This is a genomic window from Limosilactobacillus sp. WILCCON 0051 (assembly GCF_039955095.1).
Taxonomy (GTDB): Bacteria; Bacillota; Bacilli; order Lactobacillales; family Lactobacillaceae; genus Limosilactobacillus; species Limosilactobacillus allomucosae.
The window spans coordinates 798995-822050 of record NZ_CP154878.1; the positions used below are offsets into that span (position 1 = coordinate 798995).

A 23056-nucleotide genomic window follows, 5' to 3' on the forward strand; every position below is an offset into this window, starting at 1 on the left:
GAGATCATCAGTGAGAAGGAGTCCTCCTTAATAGGTCAACAGTTTTGCATAAATCGCTTAATGTAGTTTTTCACAGTTCTATTTTAAAAATCTAATGAATGAAGGCGAAAGCTTATGGCAAATGAATCAATGAAAACTGGTGCCGACCTTTTGATCGATGCGCTGCAAAAAAATGGTTTGAAAAATATTTATGGGGTCGTTGGCATTCCAGTGACTGATTTTGCGCGTCTGGCTCAGTTGCGCGGCATGAAATACTTCGGTTTTCGGCGTGAAGACGCTGCCGTTGATGCTGCTGCTGCCGCCGGCTATCTGACGCAAAAACCTGGCGTGGCCCTAACCGTTTCCGCGCCTGGATTTTTAAATGGGTTGACGGCCTTGGCACAGGCCACTAAGAACTGCTTCCCATTGATTATGATTTCCGGTTCATCGGAACGTCACATTATTGATCTTGACCAAGGCGATTATGAAGGTTTAGATCAATACAATGTTGCCAAGCCATTCTGTAAGGCCGCCTATCGAGTCGATCGTGCTCAGGACATGGGGTTGGCTGTTGCCAGAGCAGTCAGAACGGCATTGTCTGGTCGTCCTGGTGGAGTTTATCTTGATCTGCCAGCGGATGTGATTGGTCAACAGATTGAGGTCGTCAATGGTGAAGATGCCGGAATTTATGAAGTCGTTGATCCAGCACCTAAACAAGCCCCAAGCGATGAGGCAATTGAGCGGGCCGTCAAAGTGATCAAGGGTGCGCAAAAACCACTGATCATTCTTGGCAAGGGCGCAGCCTATGCGCAAAGTGAAGAACTAGTACAAAAACTGGTTGCTGACACGGACATTCCATTCTTGCCGATGTCGATGGCAAAAGGCTTGATTTCAGATGAAGACAAGCATTCCGCCGCTGCTGCTCGTTCGCTTTCATTGAGCGGCGCCGATGTGGTAATTCTGATCGGCGCACGGCTTAACTGGATGCTTTCGCACGGTGCAGCACCAACCTTCAACCCTAACGCCAAGTTCGTTCAGCTGGAAATCGAAGCAACTGAATTTGACTCCAACCAGAAGATCGATGCCCCATTGCAGGGTGACTTGAACTCAATCCTGGCCAAGTTGGTACCAGCACTGGAAAAGACTGACTACCACGCGCCAAGCGTATGGTTGGATGCAATCAAGGCAAAAGTTGATGAAAACGTGGCTAAGTTTGCGAAACGTGTTGAAGCGGGCGAAACCAATGCCAAGTTTGGCTACTATGGCGCGCTGGAACCAATCAAAGAGTACTTCCTGCAGCATCCTGATGCCTACCTGGTTTCTGAGGGTGCAAACACGTTGGACATTGGCCGGAACATGGTTGACATGAAACTGCCGCGTCACCGTCTGGACACCGGTACGTGGGGCGTCATGGGCGTCGGTTTGGGCTATGCGATTGCCACGGCTGTTGAAACCGGCAAGCCAGTCGTTGCTTTGGAAGGCGACAGTGCGTTTGGTTTTGATGGCATGGAAATGGAAACCATCTGCCGCTATCACCTGCCGATTACCGTCGTCGTAATTAACAATGGTGGGATCTACAATGGGACGGACCGTGAAGTTGCTGATCAGCCAGGCCCAACAATGCTGGATGCTCAGGCAAGATATGAATACATTGCTAAGGCATTTGGCGGTGACAGCTACTTTGTAAGCAGCTATCAGGAAATGAAGGTTATCTTTGCAAAGGCGGTTGAATCCAAGCGGCCAAACATTATCAACGTCCAGATCGACCCATCCATGGGTAAGGAATCGGGTCACATTGGCAACTTGAATCCAAAGCTGGACCTGGAAAAGTAGTGAAAGGGGCAGATAATTATGGTTGAAGAAAAGACGAATGAATACGCACCATTAAAGGGAATCAAAGTCGTTGACTGGACGCAGGTGCAATCTGGGCCTTCATGCACGCAGCTGTTGGCATGGCTGGGCGCTGAGGTGATCAAGGTTGAACGGCCGGATACCGGTGACCCAACCCGTAATCAACTGTTGGATATTCAGGATTCCTGGAGTCTCTACTACTTGCAGCTGAACGCCAACAAGAAGTCTTTGACGCTGAACATCAAGACTCCTGAAGGCAAACAGATCATGACGGACCTGCTTAAAAAGGCTGACGTATTTGTTGAAAACGTTCGCCCAGGAGCTGCTGATCGGGCCGGCTTTGGCTGGGAAGACGTGCACAAATTGAATCCACGTCTGATCATGGCCTCACTGAAAGGCTTTAACCAAGGATCACGCTTTGCTGACGTCAAGGCCTACGAACCAGTTGCCCAGTCTGCTGGTGGCGCGGCTTCAACGACTGGCTGGAACAAAGGGGCTGCCAATGTGCCAACGCAGTCTGCCGCAGCTTTAGGTGACTCCAACTCAGGCATGCACCTGACCATTGGGATTCTGGCCGCTTTGATGCAGCGGGAACGGACTGGCGAAGGAACACTGGTCTACCAGTCAATGCAAAACGCGGTTATGAACCTTTGCCGGATCAAGCTGCGTGACCAGATCATGCTGGATAACCTGGGGGCGCTGCCACACTATGCCGTCTACCCTAACTACAAGTGGGGTAAGGCCGTACCACGGGCTGAAAACACGGAAGGCGGTCAGGTAATTGGCTGGACCTACAAGGCTAAGGGCTGGGAAACCGATCCAAATGCCTATGTCTACATCGTGATCCAAGACTCCAACAAGAGCTGGGCTGCTATCGCCAATACGATGGGTCACCCAGAATGGATTGACGATGAGCGCTTCTCTGATTGGGAACACCGTCAACTGCACAAAGAGGAGATCTACCCATTGATCGAATCCTACACCAAGCAATACGACAAATATGAATTGACGCAAAAGCTTGGCGAGGCTGGAATTCCCGTCGGACCAGTCATTGATTGGCACGAATTGGAAAATGATCCGGACTTAAACGAGGATGGCACGATCGTCACGATTGACCAAGGTGGCAACCGTGGCAATTTCAAGACGATTGGGATGCCATTTACGCTGAGCAACTATAAGCCAGATTACAAGCGGGCACCTGACCTGGGCGAAAACAACGTTGAAGTGCTTTCTGCTCTGGGCTATGATGCCGATGAAATCAATGACCTGGTTGCAAAAGGCGTCATCTCCAAGGCACGCGGCCCTAAGAACCCACGGCGCGAAGTCATCAAGGGCGAATAAGCCAAGCCGATTTTGAACAGACTTGGGTGGGATGATGAGCTTTCACTGATCATCTCACCCTTTTTATGAGTCTGGTCGGCTAAAGAGAAAATTGGAGGGGTCGATTATGGAAAAGATATTGGTAAATGATATTGTTCCAATTTTGGTAATCATGATTCTGGGATATCTGTGCGGCGAGTTCTCGTTCTTTGACGATGACCAAAGACAGGGGCTCAACAAACTGGTGCTCAATATTGCGCTGCCAGCGGCTCTGTTTATTTCGATCGTTAGTGCAACGCGGGCAATGTTTGCCAAGGATATCGTTCTGACGCTGATTTCGATTTTTGGCGTTACCGGTCTGTTTCTGCTTAGTTACTTCTTAGACAAGCTGATGTTTCACCGTACTACGCAGGAAGCCGCAATCTGTGCTATGATTGCCGGTTCGCCAACGATTGGTTTTCTGGGCTTTGCGGTGCTGGATCCAATCTATGGCAATAATGCCAGCACCAATCTGGTCATTGGGATCGTATCAATCGTGGTCAATGCGGTTACGATTCCAATTGGGCTGGCCTTGATCAACAAAGGACAGGCAGCTGCTCGAGCCAAGGCGGCTAAGACGGGTGGCGAAAAGGTCAAGATCAAGCTGCCGCAAAAAGCAGATGAATTGGCACCGGTTCAAGAAAAAGAAGTAACTATTGCCGATGGGATCCCAGTTACTGATGCGGAAGCCAAGGCATTGCGCGAAAAAGGCATTATTCGTGAAATTGATCTGGCGAGAGCTGAATTCTCAAACCATGAGGGGCGCGGAAAGAAAGAAACCAGCAACTCAACGATGGCGGCAATTCTTAATGCCATTAAACAGCCAGTTGCCGCGGCACCGCTTTTAGCCGTGATCCTGGTGCTGCTTGGGATCAAGATTCCCGCATCATTTGCGCCCAGCTTTGATTTGATTGCCAAGGCCAATTCTGGGGTCGCCGTATTGGCAGCTGGTCTGTCGCTGTCGACGGTTAAGTTCTCAATTGACAAGGAATCGCTTTGGAACACTTTCTATCGCTTGCTTTTAACGCCGGCAATCATTGTTTTGGTTGCTTATCTTTGCGGTATGGGCTCTGACCCAACCAAGATCTCGATGCTTTGCATGGCAAATGCCCTGCCACCTGCATTTTCAGGGATCATTATTTCCAGCCGCTACAACATTTATGTGAAAGAAGGGGCCAGTTCGGTGGCAATCTCAACGGTTGCGTTTGCCGCTACCTGCATCTTCTGGATCTGGCTGCTGCCGATTTTGGCTGCACACTTCTAAGCTGGATTGCGATAAAACTATTGATACTCTATTCTCGGTCAAACTTTCTTCCTCGATATATTTTTTGAAACGAATTTACTTATAACTCCTATACAATAGTAGAAAAAATACCACAAATAAAGATCGCACCATTCTCAGCCAGTGTCTGGCCAAGGATGATGCGATTTTTTCAATTTATAAATCCAAACAGCGGATATGGGCAGTGAAACTGCAGCTTTGAAGACCGATTTGGCAAAGCTAAAGCAAACCGAAAGCCACGCTTAAACCGGTCAAGAAATTAGCCAACGCATGAATCATCCAACTGGGATAGATAGAGCCGGCAGCTGGTTTTTCATTGATAAATCCCATCAGCCAAGCCACCAGCAGCGTAAACCAGCCGATACCGAGAGCGCTGAGCAGGCCTAGCTGATTAATAAACATGACGCTGTGCAGCAAGCCAAACAGCAATGCCTGAATCAGATTCCCGATTGCAAAGCCAAAACGAGCTGCCAGTCGCTTTAATAAAAAGCCTCGAAACAGCAGCTCTTCTGGCAGTGACGTTCCTAAGACCGCGTAGACCAAAATCGCCGGCAGTACGCGCCAGCCTTGATTGGTAAAGTCGCTGACGGCGGTATGAGCAGTACCGACGTTTTTCAACAGGACGATCGACAGCAGCAATAGGCCTAGAGAAGTCAGACTAGCCCAGCCCCAGACTTTCGCGCGCTTCTCCTTGGGAATGGCTTTAAAACCAATCCATTGCTCAAAAGAGATTTGTTTGCGGGCAGTAATTAGCCACCAGCAAGCCGGCAGTAGTGAGAAAATCAGCAGCTCAAAGACGGCACTGAGCAGCTTGTTGATCAGTAGCATGCAGATCACGCCTTTCATTTGGTTAGTTTTAGCTTAGCAATTTTTGGTTAACTAAACAATGGCGCAGTGGCAAAGATTTACGGGCGTTATTTGTGCAAAGTGACCGAAAAGTTTCAGAATGCTTCCAGACATGATCAGTTTCGTTGACGCTGCTCGGTGATGATGGCTTTAACCTCGTCCAAGTAGTCGTCAGGATATTCAGGAACCAGGAGCTGACCATCGATAGCCTCAAGCATGATCTGTTCTTTTTCTTTGAGCCGCCGATAGACCCTTTCGTCAATGAAGCCGGCATGAGCAACATCGCCTTTAGTCATAAGGTAATAGTATCTGGTATATTGACTATCCGGCAGTCCCAGACGATTGATTCGATCACGCGACTGCAGCATGAAGGTTAGATTAAAGTTGTACTCAAAATAAACCGCGTCATGAACGGTCCGATGCAAAGAGATCGATTCGCCCAGCGTGTTGGGATTGGTAACCAGCACTTGAACGTTGCCATTGCGAAACTGATCGATTAAGCCTTCGCGTTCTTCTTTGGGCGTCGCGCCATAGATCAGTGTGGTGCGGATGCCTAGCCGGTTGAGCGCAGCCGTAATTTTTTCCATCGTGCCGATGAACATTGCCCAGACCAGCACTTTTTTGCCTTGTCCAACCAGTTTGCGAATCAGTTTGATGCCCAGGTCGAACTTGGGCGTTGGGATGCTGGCTAAATCGTATTGGCGATAAGGTTCGCCGCTGCTGATGTTTTCTTTGCTCAGACGCTTTTGATGCTGCCTCCATTTGGCCGAATCAGCGTCTAACAGATTCAAGTCGCGATAATTGAGATTATATTTTAAAAGCTCAGGATTGGTCGAAGCCTGCAGCAAGCGTACAAACGTTGCCAGAGTACCGTTTTCATTGGCATAGATTGCCTCAGCCAGCTTGGATTGAGCAAGCGAAGGCGCAACGGCTTGAATAATATCGTCATCTGGCTTCGGTACGTGCAGATCTTCTTTGTTGGTCCGCCAGAAAAAAGGAGCCAGTTTTTGATTAACGATGTCGGAGTCGATCCGTTCAAGGTCATTGACGCTCCAGTTGAAAAACGATTTATATTCATCCGGATACATTAGATGCAGGAAATTATAGACGTCGCGAAAACCATTTGGAATCGGCGTCCCCGTTAAGACGTAGCGATAATAGGGAGCCTGACTTAAATGCAGGGCAGCCCTGGCTCTTTGACCATTGATCCCCTTGACGCGGTGAACCTCATCGAAAACCAGCATGGTCCTGGAATCCAACAGCTCATTGATAACGCACAGATTGCCCTTTAACGATTCATAGTTGATCGTAATTACATCGGCGCGCGGCCAGGCTCGTTTGATGGCGCCTTGATCGTTAACCAGTCGTGGATCACGCAGGTTCAGATAGTGCAGTTTTCTTTTGGCGCCAAAAACGGCAGTAAATTCAGTACGCCAGGCCGCAAAAGCGTTTAATGGCGAGACTACCAGCAGCTTATCGACCTGATTGATCGCAGGACTGGAAAGATAGGCAAACGTACCATACATCATGGCGGTTTTGCCAGCGCCAGGAACCGAGAAATTGGCCGCTTTTTTCATCATTGCCAAAAAGAAGCTGGCCCGTTCCTGTTCAGGTTTTAGCGGCCGCGCGATCTCTTGGGCGACGATCTTTTTGAACGCATTAAATTCCGGCTGCCAGCGTGAATCCCGATTTTTAATGGTCAGGCCGGCTTCGCTTTGTTCCTTGATGTGGTACTGCTTGGCCTGGATATACTGATCGACCTGAGAACTGACGATAACTTCCGGCAGGCCTTTACGCTGGAGACGATGATTCAGCTTTTTGATCAAGGCAAGCAGGCTGACATAGGTTAAATCAGGTTTAAAGACACGTTTGACAGGATCAGCAAAGTAAGGAGCCAGAACCTGCAGTGCTCGCTTGGCTGGTAGAGTTTCCAAAGTGTGGCTGGGATCATCAATTAATTGAAACTGGCCTTGTTCATTTTTGATGATAACGGGATTATCTTTCCTCAGCATACTTATTGAAAAGCTCCTTGCTTAAAATATTCAGGTGACGCATGTAATCTTGCAGCTCTTTGATTTGCTCGCTGCTGATCTCGCCATAGCGCAAGGTGCCGGCCAAACCGCCATTATTGTTCAGATCTTCATAGTATTTAACGGAATCTTTGATGCTCTTGATGAATTTTTCGACCGATTCGCCGTTTTTGGCATCCCGCATGTAGGTGTCATAGGTATCGCCGAATTGACTGATGTTATCATTGGCTTCAGTCAGCTGAGTCATCAAATCAGTAGTATTGTTGATGGGCGATTCCTGCAGCGTATCGGCCAGATCTTCGACGGCATCGCTGACTTCATCGTTGAATTCGTCTAGATTAGGCGATTTAACGATATTTTGAGTGAAATCGCGCATGTGAGTCCGGGCTGGCGTACCGCTTACGCCAACATGAAGGTCATGCAGAATCAAGCCAAAGTATGAATGCATGGTTTCATTCTTTTGAACCTGCGAGTCGTCATCATCACCGAAATTATTGGTCAGTGATTTTCCCATTTCATAAAATGGCGACCAGATTTGATTTTCTTTGATGAGGTGATAGTTGTTTTCATCGGCACCGATAAACTTCAGAAATTCCCGCATGTAAACGGCACCTTGATAGTATCGTTCAGCTTCTTTTTTCTTCATATTGGCAACGTTGACATAATCAGCCAGTGTCATCATGGCATCATCGCCGGTTGTGGTCTGGTAGATGTCAACGGCGAGGTCAACTGGATCATAGTCTTCGCGCTTTTCGACGCCCATCTGAATTGCCAGCTCGAGTTTCTTGATCTTGGAGCGGTCGGTTTGGTTGTCATATGAGAAAGGCAAAATTACCGCTTCAAAGTAGTAGGTTTTACCGGTCGCCTTTTGCAGATTGCGTAAGGCAGTGTAGCGTCGGTTGCCATCAACGATTCGACCATCTTCAAGTACGTAGCCGCAGATGCGCTGCCCAGATTCTTGGATCGACTTTTGGGTTCGTTTTAAAGCGGCTGGATTGTTTTGTTCAATCAGTTTGGCTACGAAATCGTTATAGTCTGGCTCAACTGTATCGTTGACTGGATTGAGTTCATCATGGTAGCCAGCAATTGCCGTTGAGATGCGGCCGTTTTTGTCGTTATAGTACAGATACTTAAGCGGAATGCGATAGACATCCATATTCTCAGTGCCCAGATTGTTAAGCCTGGTTGGCAGTTTGACGGTCGCGCCGGTCTTTTCAATTTTGCCGGCTTTTTCTAGATCAATGAGTGACGTCATCGGTTGAAATCTCCTTATTTTCAATTTTTCTGATTAGTTCGTGAACCTCGTCTTCGCTGGTGGCCATCCGATAATAAACGCCTGATTCGCGGAGCTGGTCAAAGTACTTCTGCTGAATGACGCGAATCTCCTCATCGCCCAGCCGCATATTCTCGGCCTTAGTCTCGATCACGGCATAAACGGTTTGGCCGTCTGTTTGATCGATCTTGAAAATGAAGTCGGGGGTGGTGGTTCCATTGTCAAAGCGCGGAATCTTGATGGCTTTTTTCGGCAGCTTGCCAAAGACGGTAATCTGATTACTGTAGGTTCGTCTAAGAATCATCAGTTCGGGATCGGTACTGTCATAGCGCAGCGGCGGCCGGTCATAAAGATATTTGGGATCGGCGACGGCATCGGCTGAATAGACGCCCAGCAGATCAGCCGGCAGCTCGTCGACGAATTCCTGTTTTTGAGCATCATAGATTGAAGTTGACGCCGAAAACTTTAGGGGAACGTAGGAATACTGTGTCCGAATCCGTTCGTTGAAGTTGCGATTGAACGTCTTGATTAGGTTATTGAGCGTCTTTTCATTGATGTAGTTGGGATCGTTGTTCAGCTGGTCGCGCATGGTGTTGGTCATTAAGCGATGCAGCAGGGGAACCGGCAGATCTGTCTGCAAAGTGAGCTGTTTAAGAAAACTGCCATACTTCATGGTGCGATAGGCAGCGCGGTAATCCTGCTGTGTTTCTTGCAGCTTGGCGCCTTCTGCATCGGTACTGATGGTTTGATGAATGATCTGCGGCTGATCGAGGACAAAGATCTTTTTGTCAGGGTCGCTGAACACGTTGCGAGCCACGTCTTCGGCCAGCTGATTGATCGAATCGTCAAATTTGACCATCTGCCGTTTTGAGAGCTGCTGCCAAAGATCCTTGAGCTGATTCCAGTTTTCCTTGCGCAGCTTGACCTTGGTGCTGGCATGCCGCTTTTTGAGGTCGCGGACACGATCCTTGGCTACCAGGGTCTGATGCTCAACTTCAGGGTAGAGCTGCAGGAAAGCCTCATAGCCCGACATGGTTTTACCATTCAGCGCCACTTTGGCTTTAAAGTTGTGATTAAAATAGATGACTTCATGCTGCCCCAAATTATTGTAGATTTCATTAGCGGTTGATTTTGGATCCAGCTTTGGATTGGTCTGCTGCTTGGCCTTGACGATCAGTTCGACCATTTCGTCTGTGAGTTCGTCATGATTCAGCTTGATTGGCGTATCCGTGTTGATCTCGCCAACCAGTTTGGCCGCGAAGTCTTTTTCGTCATAGCCAATCAAAAATGAAAGGCGGCTGGGCCATTCATCCTGCGTTAGGCGATGGCCGGTTTCATCAACTGGCAGCCGCAAGCCCCGCCCAACTTCTTGAATCTTGCTGATGTCAGATCCCGAGGTGCGCAGCTTGGCAATTACAAAGACGTTGGGATTGTCCCAGCCTTCCCGCAGCGTCCACTTGGAGAATAAGAAGCGGCGGGTCAGCCAGTTGCCTTGCTCGTCCTTGAAGCTCAGCAGCTTTTCCTTGTTTTTCAAGATATCGTCGACTTCGGCTTGAATGTCATCATCAGAACTGTTGCGATCTTCACTGAAGTAGCCGGCGTAAACGTCTTGATGCTCTGACTGCAGGCTGGCCAGGGTTGCCTGCAGAAAGTCATGATACTGGCGCTCGCGATCGTTGAGGGCAAGATCATATTTGTCAATCAGTTTGACCAGCTTGGCTTTGAGCAGCTTTTCAAAGTGCGCGGCCAGCCAGCCCTTGCTGTTGTTTTCGCCCCGCAGACTGCTGATACTGTCGATAAAGAATAATGACAGTGTTTTGATGCGGGGGGCGTTGGCTTCAGATTCGGGGCGCAGAAAGTTCTGCTGTTCAGCCGCGAAATGGTATTCCAGAGCCTGGTTAAGAATCTGATCTTGATATGATTCTGCAAACGTGCCGGGAATCAGTTCCATGTCCTTAGCCAGTGCCAGCCCATTGGAAAGCTCGCGGTCAGTGCCGCCTTCATAGGTGATGTTGCCGGCAAAGCCTGGATCAACGTCGGCCAGATTCTCGCCGATGCCAATCCGATGCTCCTTGCCATTGCGCGTCAGGATCAGTTCCTTAGGTTTAGCAGCCTTGACTTGATAACGGGCGCTGGCCTGCTGCTCAGACATGTCGGGATAGTCAACGTCAATGCCCTTAACCAGTCCCTGATTGAAACTGTCAATGGCGTTGAGATCATATTGCGGCCGGTCCCGATAATAATCAATTTTGGTAGTCTTGTTTTTGCCGCGTCCTGTTGTAATTTCAGGAAAAGTGGCCCCAAAACGATAGATCAGCTGCGGTTTTAATTCCTCAATGTCGGCATAAAACTTCTTACCGCGGGGGAAACGATGCGGCTCATCGATAATTACGATGGGGCGGGTGGCGGCAATCGCCTTGACGGGGGATGTCTCGCCGCCTAGAAGCGTCTGATCATAGTCGTCGCGGTGCATTGACTTGGAATGCAGCATGCCGGCGTTGATCAGCAGGACTTGAATCTGGTTGGCGTTTTGCCGCGTGCTTTCGACAAATTCCATCAGCTGGGCCGGAAAGTTGCGCCGCCCCGACTTGGCCTTGAAATCACCAGCATTGATGACGTTTAGCTGCACCTGCGTATTTTCAAAGAACTGGCTGAAGTACTGCTTGGCATAGTCGCTGGTGATAAAGCTTTTGGTTCCTTCTTTGATGCTGGGGCTGGGTACGGCAATCACAAACTTAAAGAGGCCGTATTTTTGGTGCAGCTCGTACATCAAGCGCGTGTAGACAAAGGTTTTCCCAGTCCCAGTCTCCATTTTGACGTCAATATTGGCTTTTTCCTGATAGCGGTACTTGACCAGCGGATTAGCGTAGATGTAGTTGGCATCTGGATCGTTTGAATAGGCGTCCATTCCTGGAAAGGCCTGGTCGATGGCTTTTAGTGCCGCGGTTTGGTGAGGTAGGGTTTCAAGTTGAATTTTCATGTTAGTACCTCTTGATCAAGCTGACGTTGCCATCAAGCTGCTTTAAGCCGTTTTCCAGTTCACGGAGGTCGTTCAGATTAAACGAGTAGCCAAAAATTACGACGGCCTGCAGGTTTAATGCATGCGTGCCCAGCAGGTTCAACAGCTTTTCGGTACACTTGCTGCTCCAGTTTTCACGAATTAAGTAGAGCCGATTGTTTTCGATCAGATTGCCTTGATAGCCGGCCAGATCGATTTTTTGGACGTCAACATCAAATGGATAGCCATCTTTAGCCAGCCATGTTGCCAACACTGTCTGTTCGCCGCTGGCATTGCCGGGAACGCCTAAAGTCTGACTGGAGAACGAGTTGACGGTATCCAGCACCAGTTCATCGGTTTCAGGTTTAAATTCTTCAATCCGATCCAGCGTCATGCGGCTGGGCTTGACGACGCGATAGTGCTTGAAGCTGCCATCGAAATCAGCTGGCAGAGTCAGTTCGTTGTCGGCTTTGATCTTAGCAGCAGCGCGCCGGATGCGTTCCCGCGAGATCTCGTCAATGGAGCGGAAGCCTGCTTCATAGGCGGCCTTACCACCTTTAGTCGGCACTTCAGAACCATCGCTGTTGGTATGATAGGTTTTTTCAGGCAGCTGCACCATGATGAATTTACGATGCCCGCCATCTTCGGCATTAAGCTGCATGACGGCATCGGCAGTCGTGGAAGAACCAGCAAAGAAATCTAATATAGTAGCTTGAGAGTTAAAATATGTAAACATTTGTAACATTTTAGCTATCAAGCTAACTGGTTTAGGAGTATCAAAGAAATTTCCGTTCATAAGTTTTGATAGTTGTGCAGTTGCTGAGGAGGTATAAAATTTTTCATCCCACCATGAATCAACAGTTTTTCTTGATTTTTCAGCTTTTGATAAATAATATTTCTGTTGTAAATTATTTGCTGTTTTAACTATTAATCCTTGTTTATACATTTCTTGCATGCGTTTTTTAGAAAATCTCCAATAACCACTCACACCTAAAAATTCATAAAACGGATTTCCTTTTTTAGCTCCTCCAGGTCCATCTACTGGCACTAATTTATATTTACCTTTTTCATCTTGGCTATTAAACCCAGTAAGTTTTGGTGTAGTACCAATTTGTTTCCTATTCTCAAAAACTAACCTCTCATTTTTGGCGTAAAGTAGTATTTGATTATGATTATTCGATACAATTTTATCATTAGAAATGGAAGCTCGTGATTTATGACATATTTGAGAAATTAAATTTGCTTCTCCAAATATCTCATCGCAAATAAGGCGTAAGTCAGCTTGTTCATTGTCATCTATAGAAATAAAGATAACACCATCGTTTGCTAACAGTCTTTTTGCCAGTGCCAATCTTGGATACATAAATGTCAGCCAGGCGGAATGACTTGCCTTACCTTGAATACTCTTTAATCGAGCGACTTGATCATCATTCATGCCAAACATTTCTTTAAGCTTGTCATCAGAATATTCAAAGCTGTCAGGGTAGACGAAGCCATCGCTGCCAGTGTTATAAGGCGGATCAATATAAATAACGTCAATCTTGTTTTGATAGTTGTTTTGCAGATGACGCAGCACTTCAAGATTATCGCCAGTGAAAAAGAGATTTTGACTGTTCTTGCCGGCGCCGTTATTTTGGTCTTCATCAGGAACGATCACCGTAGTTGGCATTTCACCAGCTTGGCGGCGGGCATAGTCCTTGCCGATAAAGTTCAGCTGGTAGCCTTCGCCCAGTTCTGAAACGTTCTTTTCTTTTAAAGCCGCTTGGAATTTTTCCAGATCAAAAGAATTTTCCCGCGTAAAGAATTCGGGCAGCTTTTCTTTGAGTTCAGCCAAAAAGGCAGAATTGGGCTGCACGGTGGCATTGAATCGTTGGTTGTCGGTTTCCATTATGCCACCTCCTTTGCTGAGGCGAAGAAAGTGGCATTAAAAAAGAGATTTCCAGCAAAAAAGGCTAGAAATCCCTTATAAAATGGCTTGACAAAAAAACGTTGATCTACATAATCAGCGTGAGTTGAGTTGAGTTGAGTTGAGTTGAGTTGAGTTGAGTTGAGTTGAGTCATATCTCTGTCCTCTTTTAATATATTTCCAGTATGGATGCGTTGTTTGTAAACGCATATCATAACCATTTTAACAGTTCTTGCTGCCTATAAAAGGTCAGAGTCTAAAATTAAGAAGATTTGGAGAATTATCCTTTAAATTGAACCCCCAGCTGATTTGCAATTGCTTTGCGAAACAGCTGGGGGTTATATACAGAAAAAAGTAATTATCAGTCACGCTTGAGGATTTTCAGTATTTTCAAATTAAGTGAATCCGGTTTCAAAAAATGCGCTAAACTTAAAGGTAAGTGGTAGGGGGAGAATGAGAAATAGTCGGGAATGGTTTAATTGAAAAACATTGTCTATGTAGAAAATAAATATTTTGTCGCAGTGACACATAATGGATTCAAATTAACCAATCTTGAAACGAAAGAGAAACACTATCTGTCGTTTGAGGATGTTGAGATATTGATTTTTGATAACTCACAATGCTATTTGTCGGCTAAAGTAATTGAAAAATGTGCAGATAATAAGATTGGGCTGCTTTTTTGTGATCGTGGTCATTCGCCGTTATCGGTGTTGGAATCTGTATATGGTCAGCAGAATCGCTTTGAACGGTTAAAATGTCAACTTTCGGCATCAAGTAAAGTTAAAGGAAGACTATGGAGAAAAATCGTTATTTCTAAAATCATCAACCAAGCAGTCTGCCTTGAAAAAATTGGCGCTGAAAAGGAATCGACTGAGGTTCTAAAATCTATGACTAAGACAGTGACTGATCATGATGTGCATAACAATGAAGCATGTGCAGCTCGATTATATTTTAAAAAATTATTTGGTGATGACTTCAAAAGAGGACGGACCACTGATTTAGAAAATGCCAGTTTAAACTATGGTTATGCTATCCTGCGGGCTTTAATCAGGCGCAATCTGGTATTAAAAGGATTCGAGCCTAGTATTGGTATCCATCACGCCTCAACTGAAAACCCATTTAATTTGTCTGATGATATTATTGAACCTTATCGCCCATTTGTTGATTACTATGTCTTTAAAAATATTTTGCCTACCAAACATGAAGCCTTGGAATCTGATGATCGAAAAAACATTATCAAGGTTTTATTGAACAAATGCGTTATCGATAATCATGTGATGTATCTGCAAGATGCTATTGAGTTGACTATCGATTCATTCGTTTCAAGTATTGAGGCTGGCAGTTCGGGAAGAATCAAGCTGCCAACCTTTATTGAAGGCGGTGATTAAATTGGTGCTGCTGTTGAGCTTTGATTTGCCACGCAATACCAAGCAGGAACGCAAACAGGCAAATCTGTATCGTAAGCGCTTAGTGGAGCTGGGATTTTCCATGAAGCAATTTAGTCTCTATGAGCGAGAAGTTCTGTCAATCAATACTAAAAACAAATTGATTCAAACATTGAATGAAGAAATTCCCGATGCCGGTTTAATAACGCTTTATTTGCTTCCAGATGAAGTGAACGATAAACAAGTTACGATTCTAGGCAAAAATGCACCCCACTATACGATTGGCCGGCCGCGTTTGATAGTTTTCTAAGGTGATTAGAAAACGCTTTTTTAGTATTTATTTGCCTAGTCATTTTTATTAAAATAGATGTTAAAGACGTTTTAGAATAAAATGCCTAATTATTGGGAGGAGAGGTATTTGAAACAATATGTTTTGACCTGTGCAAAGACGATCCAACGCACAGACCGAAAACTGGCAGTCTTTTTAAATGGCTGGCTAATGGAGCGCTTAGACTCTGATCTGGTCGATAAGTTTCATCAAACTGGTGATAATCCTTTCTCTGTATATATTGATGAGCAGCCAACAACTGTAAAGCTGGTGTTTAATGCATTAGATGCTGAAATGGAAACTATCTTTGATGAGTTATTGTTAAATTCAGATCTGAAAAAATTTGAATTTGTCAGCGCCAGTCAAAAAGAATTTGTAATCTTGGATCGCAACGTGCGCGTCTTAACAGAAAAGGATCTGTCCAAGCAGTTTTATCTTGGCAAATCTACTGGATGGTATGACCTAAAAATAGTTTCGCCAATGACGTTTAAATCGCAAGGACATTACCAGTTTATTCCTGATGTCCGTTTGTTTTTTCAAAGCTTGATGCGCAAATATAATCAAGCAATTGAAAATAACGAGCAGATTGATGTTGAACTGTTGGATGAGATCTGTAAAAGAACCCAGATTACCAATTATCGATTGCGGACTCAGCGTTGTTTTATTCATGGCGGTTTTGTAACCGGATTTTTAGGTTATTTAACTTTTAGATGTTATGGAAGCCAGACCCTAAAAGACTATCTCGGTGCATTGCTGAGCTTTGGAGAATTTTCTGGGGTCGGTGCCAAGGCAAGTCTGGGACTGGGAGCAATCCAGCTTAAGAATCAAAAAGAGGAGAATAATGGAAAAGCGTAAAATTGATTTATATTATGGCTCTTTGTTTCATGATATCGGTAAAGCAATACAGCGAACGACCGGTTTAAAAAAGAAACATCAACTGGTTGGTGCTGAATTTCTTAAGCCTTACATGAATGAGAAGCCGATTTTAAATTGTCTAAAGTATCACCACGTTAATTTACGCAATGATAGTTTGGCTGATGATGATTTATCCTATATTACCTATATCGCAGACAATATTGCCAGTGGTACTGATCGGCGGCCGAATGATGAAGACGTTAATTACAAATGGGATGCTAAAACCCCTCTGCAAGATGTTTTTAATCGATTCGGGAAACATGCAGGAAAACGCTATCTAAAGCCGGGAGAACTGCGGCTTGATGATGTTCATTCAATTATGCCAACTGATGAGCGCCATGATTACACTCATGCGGATTACAGTCGGGGTGTTGAACGCTTTAGAGAAGGTTTAATGGCAATCAAGCCTACCGAAGATTATATGCAGAGTGCCTTGAATCTGATGGAAGCTACCATGTCGTTTATGCCAAGTTCAACTAATATGGAAGAAGTTGCTGATATTTCGCTATATGACCATATGAAGCTGACGGCGGCTTTTGCCATGGCTATTCAGCAATACTTGGATTTTGTCGATGAGCATAATTATAAGCGGCGCCTATATACTGGTGCGCAAAAGTTCTATCAAGAAACGGCCTTCTTGATGATGGGCTTTAAATTCACTGGCTTGGAAAAATTCATCTATACGATCGTTAGTCAAGGGGCACATAAGCAGCTGCGCAGTCGGGCTTTCTATGCCAATATGCTGAGCGAATGGTTCATTGATACGCTGCTGAGCGATACGGAATTGACTCGTGCCAACGTGCTGTTTGAGTCTGCAGGCCAAGGATACATTCTCTTAGGGAACACACCAAAAAATCGTCGGCTGATAGCGAGTCATTGTGAAGAATTTAATGAATTTCTTCAGGAACAATTTGGTGCTGAGATTCATGTTTCGGTAGGAACGTCACAATTTATGTCACTCCAGGTTGAAAAGGGCAATACTTTTGATTCTTATAGTAGGATTTTTAAAGATATTGACCGTGAAATCAATCGTTCTGAGTTGCGGCAGTTTGATGCTCGTCAAATTATGAAACTAAACCAGCAAGGCAAGCATACAGGACGAGAATGTGTTGTCTGCCATGCTGTCGCCAGTCTGAATCCTGAAACAAATAAATGTAAGCTTTGTGAAAAATTGGAAAGCTTTTCTAAAAATATTCAGCAAGATGATTTCTTTGTGGTTAATGCTGATGAAGAAGGCTTGCCAGTCGGACCAGGAGCATTTCTTAGCGTTACGGATAAAGAGACGATTCAAAAAGGAGCAGTCAGTGGCAGGATCTATTCTAAAAATCAATTGAATACTGGCTTTAAGCAACAAACCTATCTTTGGGTAGGCGACTATTCTGACTTAACCAATAATGAATTCAGCAAATATGCCGATCGTGACTGGACCAAAGGAGATAATCAAAGTGCAGTTGGGATTAAGCGGCTAGCGGCCTTAAGAATTGATGTCGATGATCTGTATGCTGGCTTTTTGGCTGGATTTGCCAATCAAGGAGAGGGAATGTATACAACGATCAGTCGCTATGCATCTCTTTCACGGCGCCTTGCCAGTTTCTTTAACGTGCATTTAAATGCTTTTGCTGAGGGATGTCACGCCACAGTGATCTATTCAGGTGGTGATGATGCATTTATCATTGGTGCCTGGGATGATATCTTGAAGCTGCTGGCACGCTTAAGAGGATATTTTGCTGATTGGACCGATCAAAAGATGACGTTCTCAGCAGGAATTTATATGTATCAAGCCACAATGCCGATTAATATCGTGGCAAGGCGAACCAATCAACTGCTGCAAGAAGCCAAGTTAGCAGGAAAACATCGCGTTGCATTATTTGACTCATCAATGATTTTTGATGTGGATGAATTTATCAATGATGTCTATTACGATAAATTAGTGAAAATTCGCCAGTTCTTTAATAAGGAAAGCAATCGTGGCAAGTCTTTTGCCTACAAGCTATTGTCACTGTTGCGGTCGCGTAATGAAGAAGATCGGATTTCTTTTGCCAGACTGGCCTACTTCCTATCTCGACTTGAAGATGACGCTGAAGATACAGAGGCGTTTCAGCAATTTAAGGAATCCATGCTTGGCTGGTATGACAATGCCCTCGAAATTAAAAAAGTTGAAACGGCGCTGTCACTATACATTTATGAAATTCGGGAGGACTAGTTATAAATGAACATTAAATTTAAGAAAGACACTTATGTTGATGAAGCAGAGTCAGTGATTTTAAATTTAAAAGACGTTGATTTCAAGGTTGGTCATGATAAGCTGACCTCGACGCAGCTACGCAATTTATTAGCAATGACCAGCACGATCTACAACATTGTAATCAATCAAGGCGTTAAAGCAGCAGAGGAACGTTTAGCATACTTGAGAATTCAATTTATCTATCAAAGCGGTCGCAATCAAGCCGTAAAAAAACTGGTTGATGAAGCGGAGATTTTAGATATTTTGTTTGCAATTCAAAACGAGATTGAAAACAACGATGAAAAAAAAGAGCGAGAGGACATTATCCGCTTTTGCCACTATATGGAAGCGTTGGTAGCCTACTTGAAGTACTACTATGAATAGGGAGGACAATCATGTTATCAAAGATTAAGATTTCGGGAACGATTGAATTAGAAAGTGGTTTGCATATTGGGGGAAGTGATGCTTTTGCAGCGATTGGCGCAATTGATTCGCCAGTTATCAAAGATCCATTGACTAATCTGCCAATTATTCCAGGCTCCAGTCTGAAAGGAAAAATGCGCTCACTTTTAGCTAAAGCTTATAATGAAACGATCGCCCAAACGCCTAATGATGATGATGAGCGAATTACTCGTCTTTTTGGTGCAAGCGATGGTGGCGGTGAAAATGGCGATCAACCAGTACCAGCGCGCCTGATTTTTCGTGACTCATTTTTAAATAATGCCCAGGAACTTTTAGATAAAGGTGCCGAAGGATATACAGAAGCCAAATTTGAAAATACAATTGATCGAACGACCGCAATTGCAAATCCCCGGCAGATTGAACGTGCAATTCGTGGCAGCGAGTTTAATTTTGAATTGATTTATGATTTAACCGATGAACAAGAAATTGATGAAGATATGCAGACGCTGCTAGATGGCTTTAAGCTGTTGGAATTAGATTATCTTGGGGGTAGCGGCAGTCGTGGGTACGGCAAGATTAAGTTCATTAACCTGCATGCCGAAACCGTTTTTGGTGATTATGATGCTGGCGGGATCAACGAAGAATTAGGAGCTTAGTAAGTGATGGAAACAAAAATTTATCGTTTGCGTTTCCGTAATGCACATTTTGGCGATGGCTATCTTAACACCAGCGTACCTACTTTTGCGGTAAGTCGTTTATTCAGCGCGCTATGCCTTGAAGCATTGAAAAATGACTGTTTGAAAGAATGGATGACAGTTGCTGAGAATGACGAGTTCAAAATCAGTGATGCTTTTCCTTATCAAGAACAGCCATATCTGCCAGTGCCAGTTGGTGAGGTAGCTCTTAAAATGGATTTACGGACGCTTGTTGAAGATAATCAAACAAATAAGGCTGTTAGAGCTTTAAAGTTTGTTCCGGTGGATCGACTTTTGGATCTATTAAATGGAAAGGTGTCTGCTGAAGAACTGCTTAAAGCTGAAATGAATCTTGCGCAGCAGACCGTTTTAATGAAAAAAGGTGCTGATCCCTATGAAGTTGGGGTAACTGAATATCGTTCCTCACTGTATGTATTGGCAAGCAGTGATCCATTATTTGAACAATTAATGACTAGTTTACAGTTTAGCGGTTTAGGCGGGAAACGAACCAGTGGCTATGGACGCTTTGAAATGGAGATTTTGCCGGTTCCATCGTTAATGGAGGAAATGCTGGCTGACGACAAAGCTGATAAGCAGGTATTACTGACAACGAGCTTGCCTAATGACAATGAATTAGGGCTAGTAGTTGATGATGCCAATTATCGTTTGGTAAAAAGTAGCGGCTTTACCTACAGTCCAGATGCCAGTGAACAGCTGAGAAAAGAAGATCTTTATAAGTTTGCGAGTGGTTCAGTCTTTACCAGACGATATGCCGGAATGATTGCAGATGTACGGCCAAAAGGATTTGCTCATCCAGTATGGAACTATGCCAAAGGGATGTTTTATGGATTGGAGGCGGCTAAATGACTGCGGGATATCATGAGTATAGGCTACGGCTGATTGCAATGGCGCCAGTTCATATTGGTAGTGGTGAAACGTATACTGCTAAAAACTATATTTATGAAAATGAAAACTATTATTTTCCTAATATGGGGAAAATGTATTTGAAGCTACGTCAATATCCTGGCGTAGTCGAGGCATTTGAAAAGTTTTTGGTAAATCCAAGTCGCCGCAGCAATCGTTTGGTTGACTTTCTTCATCAATATAAAATTATGGATCGGGATTTTGGAGGTTATAAAATTCCCAAGACGGGTCATGAAAGTGCAAGAAGAGGCCATTTAAATGAGATTCATGCTTTTGTTAAAAATGGATACGGCAATGCATATATCCCTGGCTCCTCGCTTAAAGGCGCCTTGCGGACGATTCTAGTCAATGAACACTTTGGCAACGACAATATTGCTTGGGGTGGTGTTGACGATATCTTTAATGAGATTCGAGTTTCTGATAGTGAACCAATCCCAGTTGATAAATTGAGAATTGTTCAAAAATGGGATTTGAACCGAAAAAAGTTTGAGCCTAAGGGGTTGCCGCTTTTCAGAGAAGCAATTCGGCCACAAACCAGGATTGACTTTACAATCACAACGACGACTGCACGAGCGGAAAAACTGATTGATCAATTGCCACAAATGGCTAAACGTTTTTATGAACGTTATGAAAGGCAGTTTTTGTGTGACTTTCCCGATAAATATGTACAGCCTAACCATTTTCTGGCTCCTTTATACTTAGGCGCCGGTAGCGGACTCTGGACTAAGGTAGATTATGGACATGTTGATCTTAGGGGTATTCAGAGACGTTCTTACAAGAAGATGAAGTTGAAAGGCAAGGGGGTTATGAAACTGACGCGCTATAAACGCCAATCTTTAAAACGGATCGAGAATGGCAAGCAGGTAAAGTACATGTTGATTAATAATGACGATCATTATTATGAAATGGGTAAGTGTGGTTTTAAACTTCAAAAGAAGAATTAGAATTATGTCCTCATCGTGTGCAGCGATGGGGATTTTTATATATTCATAATTGATGAGATAGGTAGTAAGCACACCACAATGGTACGGGTTGAAAAATACACGAAAAAATGAGGCATCTCGCTGCTTGGCGAGATGCCCCATTTCATTATCCTAGTGATTTTATTTGCCGCAAATCTGCTGAACGGTTGGATTCCATGGCAAATAAGCCTTCAGATCCAGGTTCTGAGAGCGCGTGTAGGCTTCAAAGATCAATTTCAGATATTTGAAGATATCCAGATTATTTAGTTTGGCCGTCTGAACGATCGTATAGAAGATCGCATTGGCTTCCGCACCGGCTGTAGATTTCGCAAACAGGCTGTTTTTGCGAATGATGGTCGACGGTCGGATGCTCTGCTCAACCGAGTTATTGCTTAACGGCAGCTCGCCAATCTCAAAGATCTGATATACACGATCCTTAAGTTTCAAGGCGTTTTTGACTGCGTCTTTCAGCTTATGCATCGGATAAGCAATCCCTTCAATAAAGCGATAGAAGGCATCCAACAGTGGCTTGACCAGTTTTCGTCGCTGCGCTTTTTTCTCAGCCGGCGTTTTATACCTCAAGTTATTTTCCTTATGAAACACTCGGCTAAGCAGCTTTACGGCTTGCGTTGCCTGGGCATTATTCTTTAACGTGAGGCCTTTGACCAATTCAATAAATGGTCGGCGAATATGTATGAGACAGCTGCCAAACGTTGCTTTGGGCAGCTGCTCTTGGCCGTAGCCACGATAGCCGTCACACATAACCGCTCCCGTATAGTCAGGAGTCAGTACGTCACTGATGACTTTTCCTGAACGAGTCGGCGCATAGTGAAAGTAGGCTATCTGATGTTTTGCGAACTCCTTCGGTGTTCGCAAAGCCCAGAAAAAGGACTTGCTTTTCCCGCTGTCGAGCACTTGAAAAGGAGTCTCATCCATATGAACAACTTTCTCTTGTCGCAATTGGCTGACAAGAACGTCGCTCAATGGTTTTAAAAACCGCCTGGCACCTTTAATCACCGCATTTGCCATTTGCTTGGAATCCAATTCAAGATTAGCTGCTTGCCACATGCGTTCCTGACGATTAAACGGCACAGCCAAATCAAATTTGTTAGCCGCAATCGTTGCCAGGATGCTGCTTGAGATATAGCTGTGATTAAACAGCGGACTCGGCGTCTTGGCCGTAACCAGCTTATCGCCACCGTTGGGATGACAATGCTGACACTTGTATGTCTTCGCATAAACGTTCCTACAAACGGTATGTGCTGGAACGTATACCGCTTCGCGACTTGCCAATCGGCGGCCAATCTGCTTCATTTCTTGATGACAGTCAGGACAAGTTTTATCATCCAGGTCGTATTCACAGTTCTCCTGTGGCAGACTATCCAGATTTTCTTTCCGGCTGTTGCTTTTCTTTGGCTTAGGGTGACGACTGGATTCTCGCTTTTCTACCGCCGCATCTGAAGGTTCTTCGCTATCAGTTGCTTCAACCTGCTTCTCTTCAAATAAAGAGAGCTGATCTGGGTTTAAAGACTCATTTTTTTTTGCGAATTGGCGATGCTGTTGAAGCTGAAGGGCTACCTTCAACTGATTGATCAGCTCGTTTTGTTGCTGAATCACTTCAGACAATTGCTGAATGACCTGCAAGGCTTCTTCAAGATTCTTGGGCTGTTGTGCTTGAGCCATAGTTCGTCACCTCC

Annotated in this window: 18 protein-coding genes; 11 read left to right on the top strand and 7 right to left on the bottom strand. The window is 44.9% G+C overall.

Features of this window, described 5'->3' with window-relative positions:
- The first annotated feature begins 114 nt into the window (after positions 1–114).
- The 3 genes from oxc (at position 115) to ABC765_RS03920 (ending at position 4453) form a co-directional block, all read left to right on the top strand.
- On the top strand, positions 115–1812 hold the full coding sequence (gene oxc, locus ABC765_RS03910) for an oxalyl-CoA decarboxylase (protein WP_347980761.1): 1698 nt from the start codon (positions 115–117) through the stop codon (positions 1810–1812).
- A gap of 18 nt (positions 1813–1830) precedes the next feature.
- Positions 1831–3171, top strand: coding sequence for a formyl-CoA transferase (frc, locus tag ABC765_RS03915; protein WP_347980762.1), 1341 nt, complete (start codon positions 1831–1833; stop codon positions 3169–3171).
- Positions 3172–3277: 106 nt separating this feature from the next.
- On the top strand, positions 3278–4453 hold the full coding sequence (locus tag ABC765_RS03920) for an AEC family transporter (RefSeq protein ID WP_347980763.1): 1176 nt from the start codon (positions 3278–3280) through the stop codon (positions 4451–4453).
- Positions 4454–4690: 237 nt separating this feature from the next.
- Here the strand turns inward: ABC765_RS03920 and ABC765_RS03925 are convergent, their stop codons facing one another.
- The 6 genes from ABC765_RS03925 to ABC765_RS03950 all read right to left on the bottom strand — a co-directional run bounded on the left by ABC765_RS03925 (position 4691) and on the right by ABC765_RS03950 (position 13679).
- A complete protein-coding gene (locus tag ABC765_RS03925) occupies positions 4691–5299 on the bottom strand; it encodes a CPBP family intramembrane glutamic endopeptidase (RefSeq protein ID WP_347980764.1) in 609 nt (202 codons plus the stop codon).
- A 134-nt stretch (positions 5300–5433) separates the two neighbouring features.
- Positions 5434–7329, bottom strand: coding sequence for a DEAD/DEAH box helicase (locus ABC765_RS03930; RefSeq protein WP_347980765.1), 1896 nt, complete (start codon positions 7327–7329; stop codon positions 5434–5436).
- Complete coding sequence (locus ABC765_RS03935; protein ID WP_347980766.1) at positions 7313–8602, bottom strand: hypothetical protein; 1290 nt, start codon at positions 8600–8602, stop codon at positions 7313–7315. Before ABC765_RS03935 ends, ABC765_RS03930 begins: the two co-directional genes overlap by 17 nt.
- A complete protein-coding gene (locus ABC765_RS03940; protein ID WP_347980767.1) occupies positions 8586–11600 on the bottom strand; it encodes a type III restriction-modification system endonuclease in 3015 nt (1004 codons plus the stop codon). Before ABC765_RS03940 ends, ABC765_RS03935 begins: the two co-directional genes overlap by 17 nt.
- Position 11601: 1 nt before the next feature.
- Entirely contained in the window at positions 11602–13506 is a 1905-nt protein-coding gene (locus ABC765_RS03945; RefSeq protein ID WP_347980768.1) for a site-specific DNA-methyltransferase, read from the bottom strand.
- Positions 13506–13679, bottom strand: coding sequence for a hypothetical protein (locus tag ABC765_RS03950; RefSeq protein WP_347980769.1), 174 nt, complete (start codon positions 13677–13679; stop codon positions 13506–13508). Before ABC765_RS03950 ends, ABC765_RS03945 begins: the two co-directional genes overlap by 1 nt.
- A gap of 324 nt (positions 13680–14003) precedes the next feature.
- Here ABC765_RS03950 and cas1 point away from each other — a divergent pair, with 324 nt between their 5' ends.
- From cas1 to csm5, 8 genes are all read left to right on the top strand, one after another.
- On the top strand, positions 14004–14912 hold the full coding sequence (cas1, locus tag ABC765_RS03955) for a type II CRISPR-associated endonuclease Cas1 (RefSeq protein ID WP_347980770.1): 909 nt from the start codon (positions 14004–14006) through the stop codon (positions 14910–14912).
- Position 14913: 1 nt separating this feature from the next.
- Complete coding sequence (cas2, locus tag ABC765_RS03960) at positions 14914–15219, top strand: CRISPR-associated endonuclease Cas2 (RefSeq protein ID WP_270648630.1); 306 nt, start codon at positions 14914–14916, stop codon at positions 15217–15219.
- A gap of 108 nt (positions 15220–15327) precedes the next feature.
- The gene (gene cas6, locus ABC765_RS03965) at positions 15328–16092 is read left to right on the top strand and encodes a CRISPR-associated endoribonuclease Cas6 (RefSeq protein WP_347980771.1); all 765 of its coding nucleotides are present in this window, start codon (positions 15328–15330) and stop codon (positions 16090–16092) included.
- Positions 15998–18355, top strand: coding sequence for a type III-A CRISPR-associated protein Cas10/Csm1 (cas10, locus tag ABC765_RS03970; RefSeq protein ID WP_347980772.1), 2358 nt, complete (start codon positions 15998–16000; stop codon positions 18353–18355). The genes cas6 and cas10 overlap by 95 nt, the downstream gene beginning before the upstream one ends.
- A gap of 6 nt (positions 18356–18361) precedes the next feature.
- Positions 18362–18760, top strand: coding sequence for a type III-A CRISPR-associated protein Csm2 (gene csm2, locus ABC765_RS03975; RefSeq protein WP_347980773.1), 399 nt, complete (start codon positions 18362–18364; stop codon positions 18758–18760).
- An 8-nt stretch (positions 18761–18768) separates the two neighbouring features.
- Complete coding sequence (csm3, locus tag ABC765_RS03980) at positions 18769–19434, top strand: type III-A CRISPR-associated RAMP protein Csm3 (protein ID WP_347980923.1); 666 nt, start codon at positions 18769–18771, stop codon at positions 19432–19434.
- Between the two features lie 6 nt (positions 19435–19440).
- Positions 19441–20340, top strand: coding sequence for a type III-A CRISPR-associated RAMP protein Csm4 (gene csm4, locus ABC765_RS03985; protein ID WP_347980774.1), 900 nt, complete (start codon positions 19441–19443; stop codon positions 20338–20340).
- Positions 20337–21341, top strand: coding sequence for a type III-A CRISPR-associated RAMP protein Csm5 (csm5, locus tag ABC765_RS03990; protein WP_347980775.1), 1005 nt, complete (start codon positions 20337–20339; stop codon positions 21339–21341). Before csm4 ends, csm5 begins: the two co-directional genes overlap by 4 nt.
- 159 nt (positions 21342–21500) lie before the next feature.
- Here the strand turns inward: csm5 and ABC765_RS03995 are convergent, their stop codons facing one another.
- Positions 21501–23042, bottom strand: a complete 1542-nt coding sequence (locus ABC765_RS03995; RefSeq protein ID WP_347963294.1) for an IS66 family transposase — start codon at positions 23040–23042, stop codon at positions 21501–21503.
- Between the last annotated feature and the right edge of the window lie 14 nt (positions 23043–23056).

What these genes read in the sequence shown, in the direction of transcription:
- oxc (WP_347980761.1), top strand. Translation starts at nt 115, where the DNA reads ATGGCAAATGAATCAATGAAAACTGGTGCCGACCTTTTGATCGATGCG.
- ABC765_RS03945 (WP_347980768.1), bottom strand. Translation starts at nt 13,506, where the DNA reads ATGGAAACCGACAACCAACGATTCAATGCCACCGTGCAGCCCAATTCT.
- ABC765_RS03925 (WP_347980764.1), bottom strand. Translation starts at nt 5,299, where the DNA reads ATGCTACTGATCAACAAGCTGCTCAGTGCCGTCTTTGAGCTGCTGATT.
- ABC765_RS03920 (WP_347980763.1), top strand. Translation starts at nt 3,278, where the DNA reads ATGGAAAAGATATTGGTAAATGATATTGTTCCAATTTTGGTAATCATG.
- frc (WP_347980762.1), top strand. Translation starts at nt 1,831, where the DNA reads ATGGTTGAAGAAAAGACGAATGAATACGCACCATTAAAGGGAATCAAA.
- csm4 (WP_347980774.1), top strand. Translation starts at nt 19,441, where the DNA reads ATGGAAACAAAAATTTATCGTTTGCGTTTCCGTAATGCACATTTTGGC.
- ABC765_RS03940 (WP_347980767.1), bottom strand. Translation starts at nt 11,600, where the DNA reads ATGAAAATTCAACTTGAAACCCTACCTCACCAAACCGCGGCACTAAAA.
- ABC765_RS03930 (WP_347980765.1), bottom strand. Translation starts at nt 7,329, where the DNA reads ATGCTGAGGAAAGATAATCCCGTTATCATCAAAAATGAACAAGGCCAG.
- ABC765_RS03935 (WP_347980766.1), bottom strand. Translation starts at nt 8,602, where the DNA reads ATGACGTCACTCATTGATCTAGAAAAAGCCGGCAAAATTGAAAAGACC.
- ABC765_RS03995 (WP_347963294.1), bottom strand. Translation starts at nt 23,042, where the DNA reads ATGGCTCAAGCACAACAGCCCAAGAATCTTGAAGAAGCCTTGCAGGTC.
- csm5 (WP_347980775.1), top strand. Translation starts at nt 20,337, where the DNA reads ATGACTGCGGGATATCATGAGTATAGGCTACGGCTGATTGCAATGGCG.
- csm2 (WP_347980773.1), top strand. Translation starts at nt 18,362, where the DNA reads ATGAACATTAAATTTAAGAAAGACACTTATGTTGATGAAGCAGAGTCA.
- ABC765_RS03950 (WP_347980769.1), bottom strand. Translation starts at nt 13,679, where the DNA reads ATGACTCAACTCAACTCAACTCAACTCAACTCAACTCAACTCAACTCA.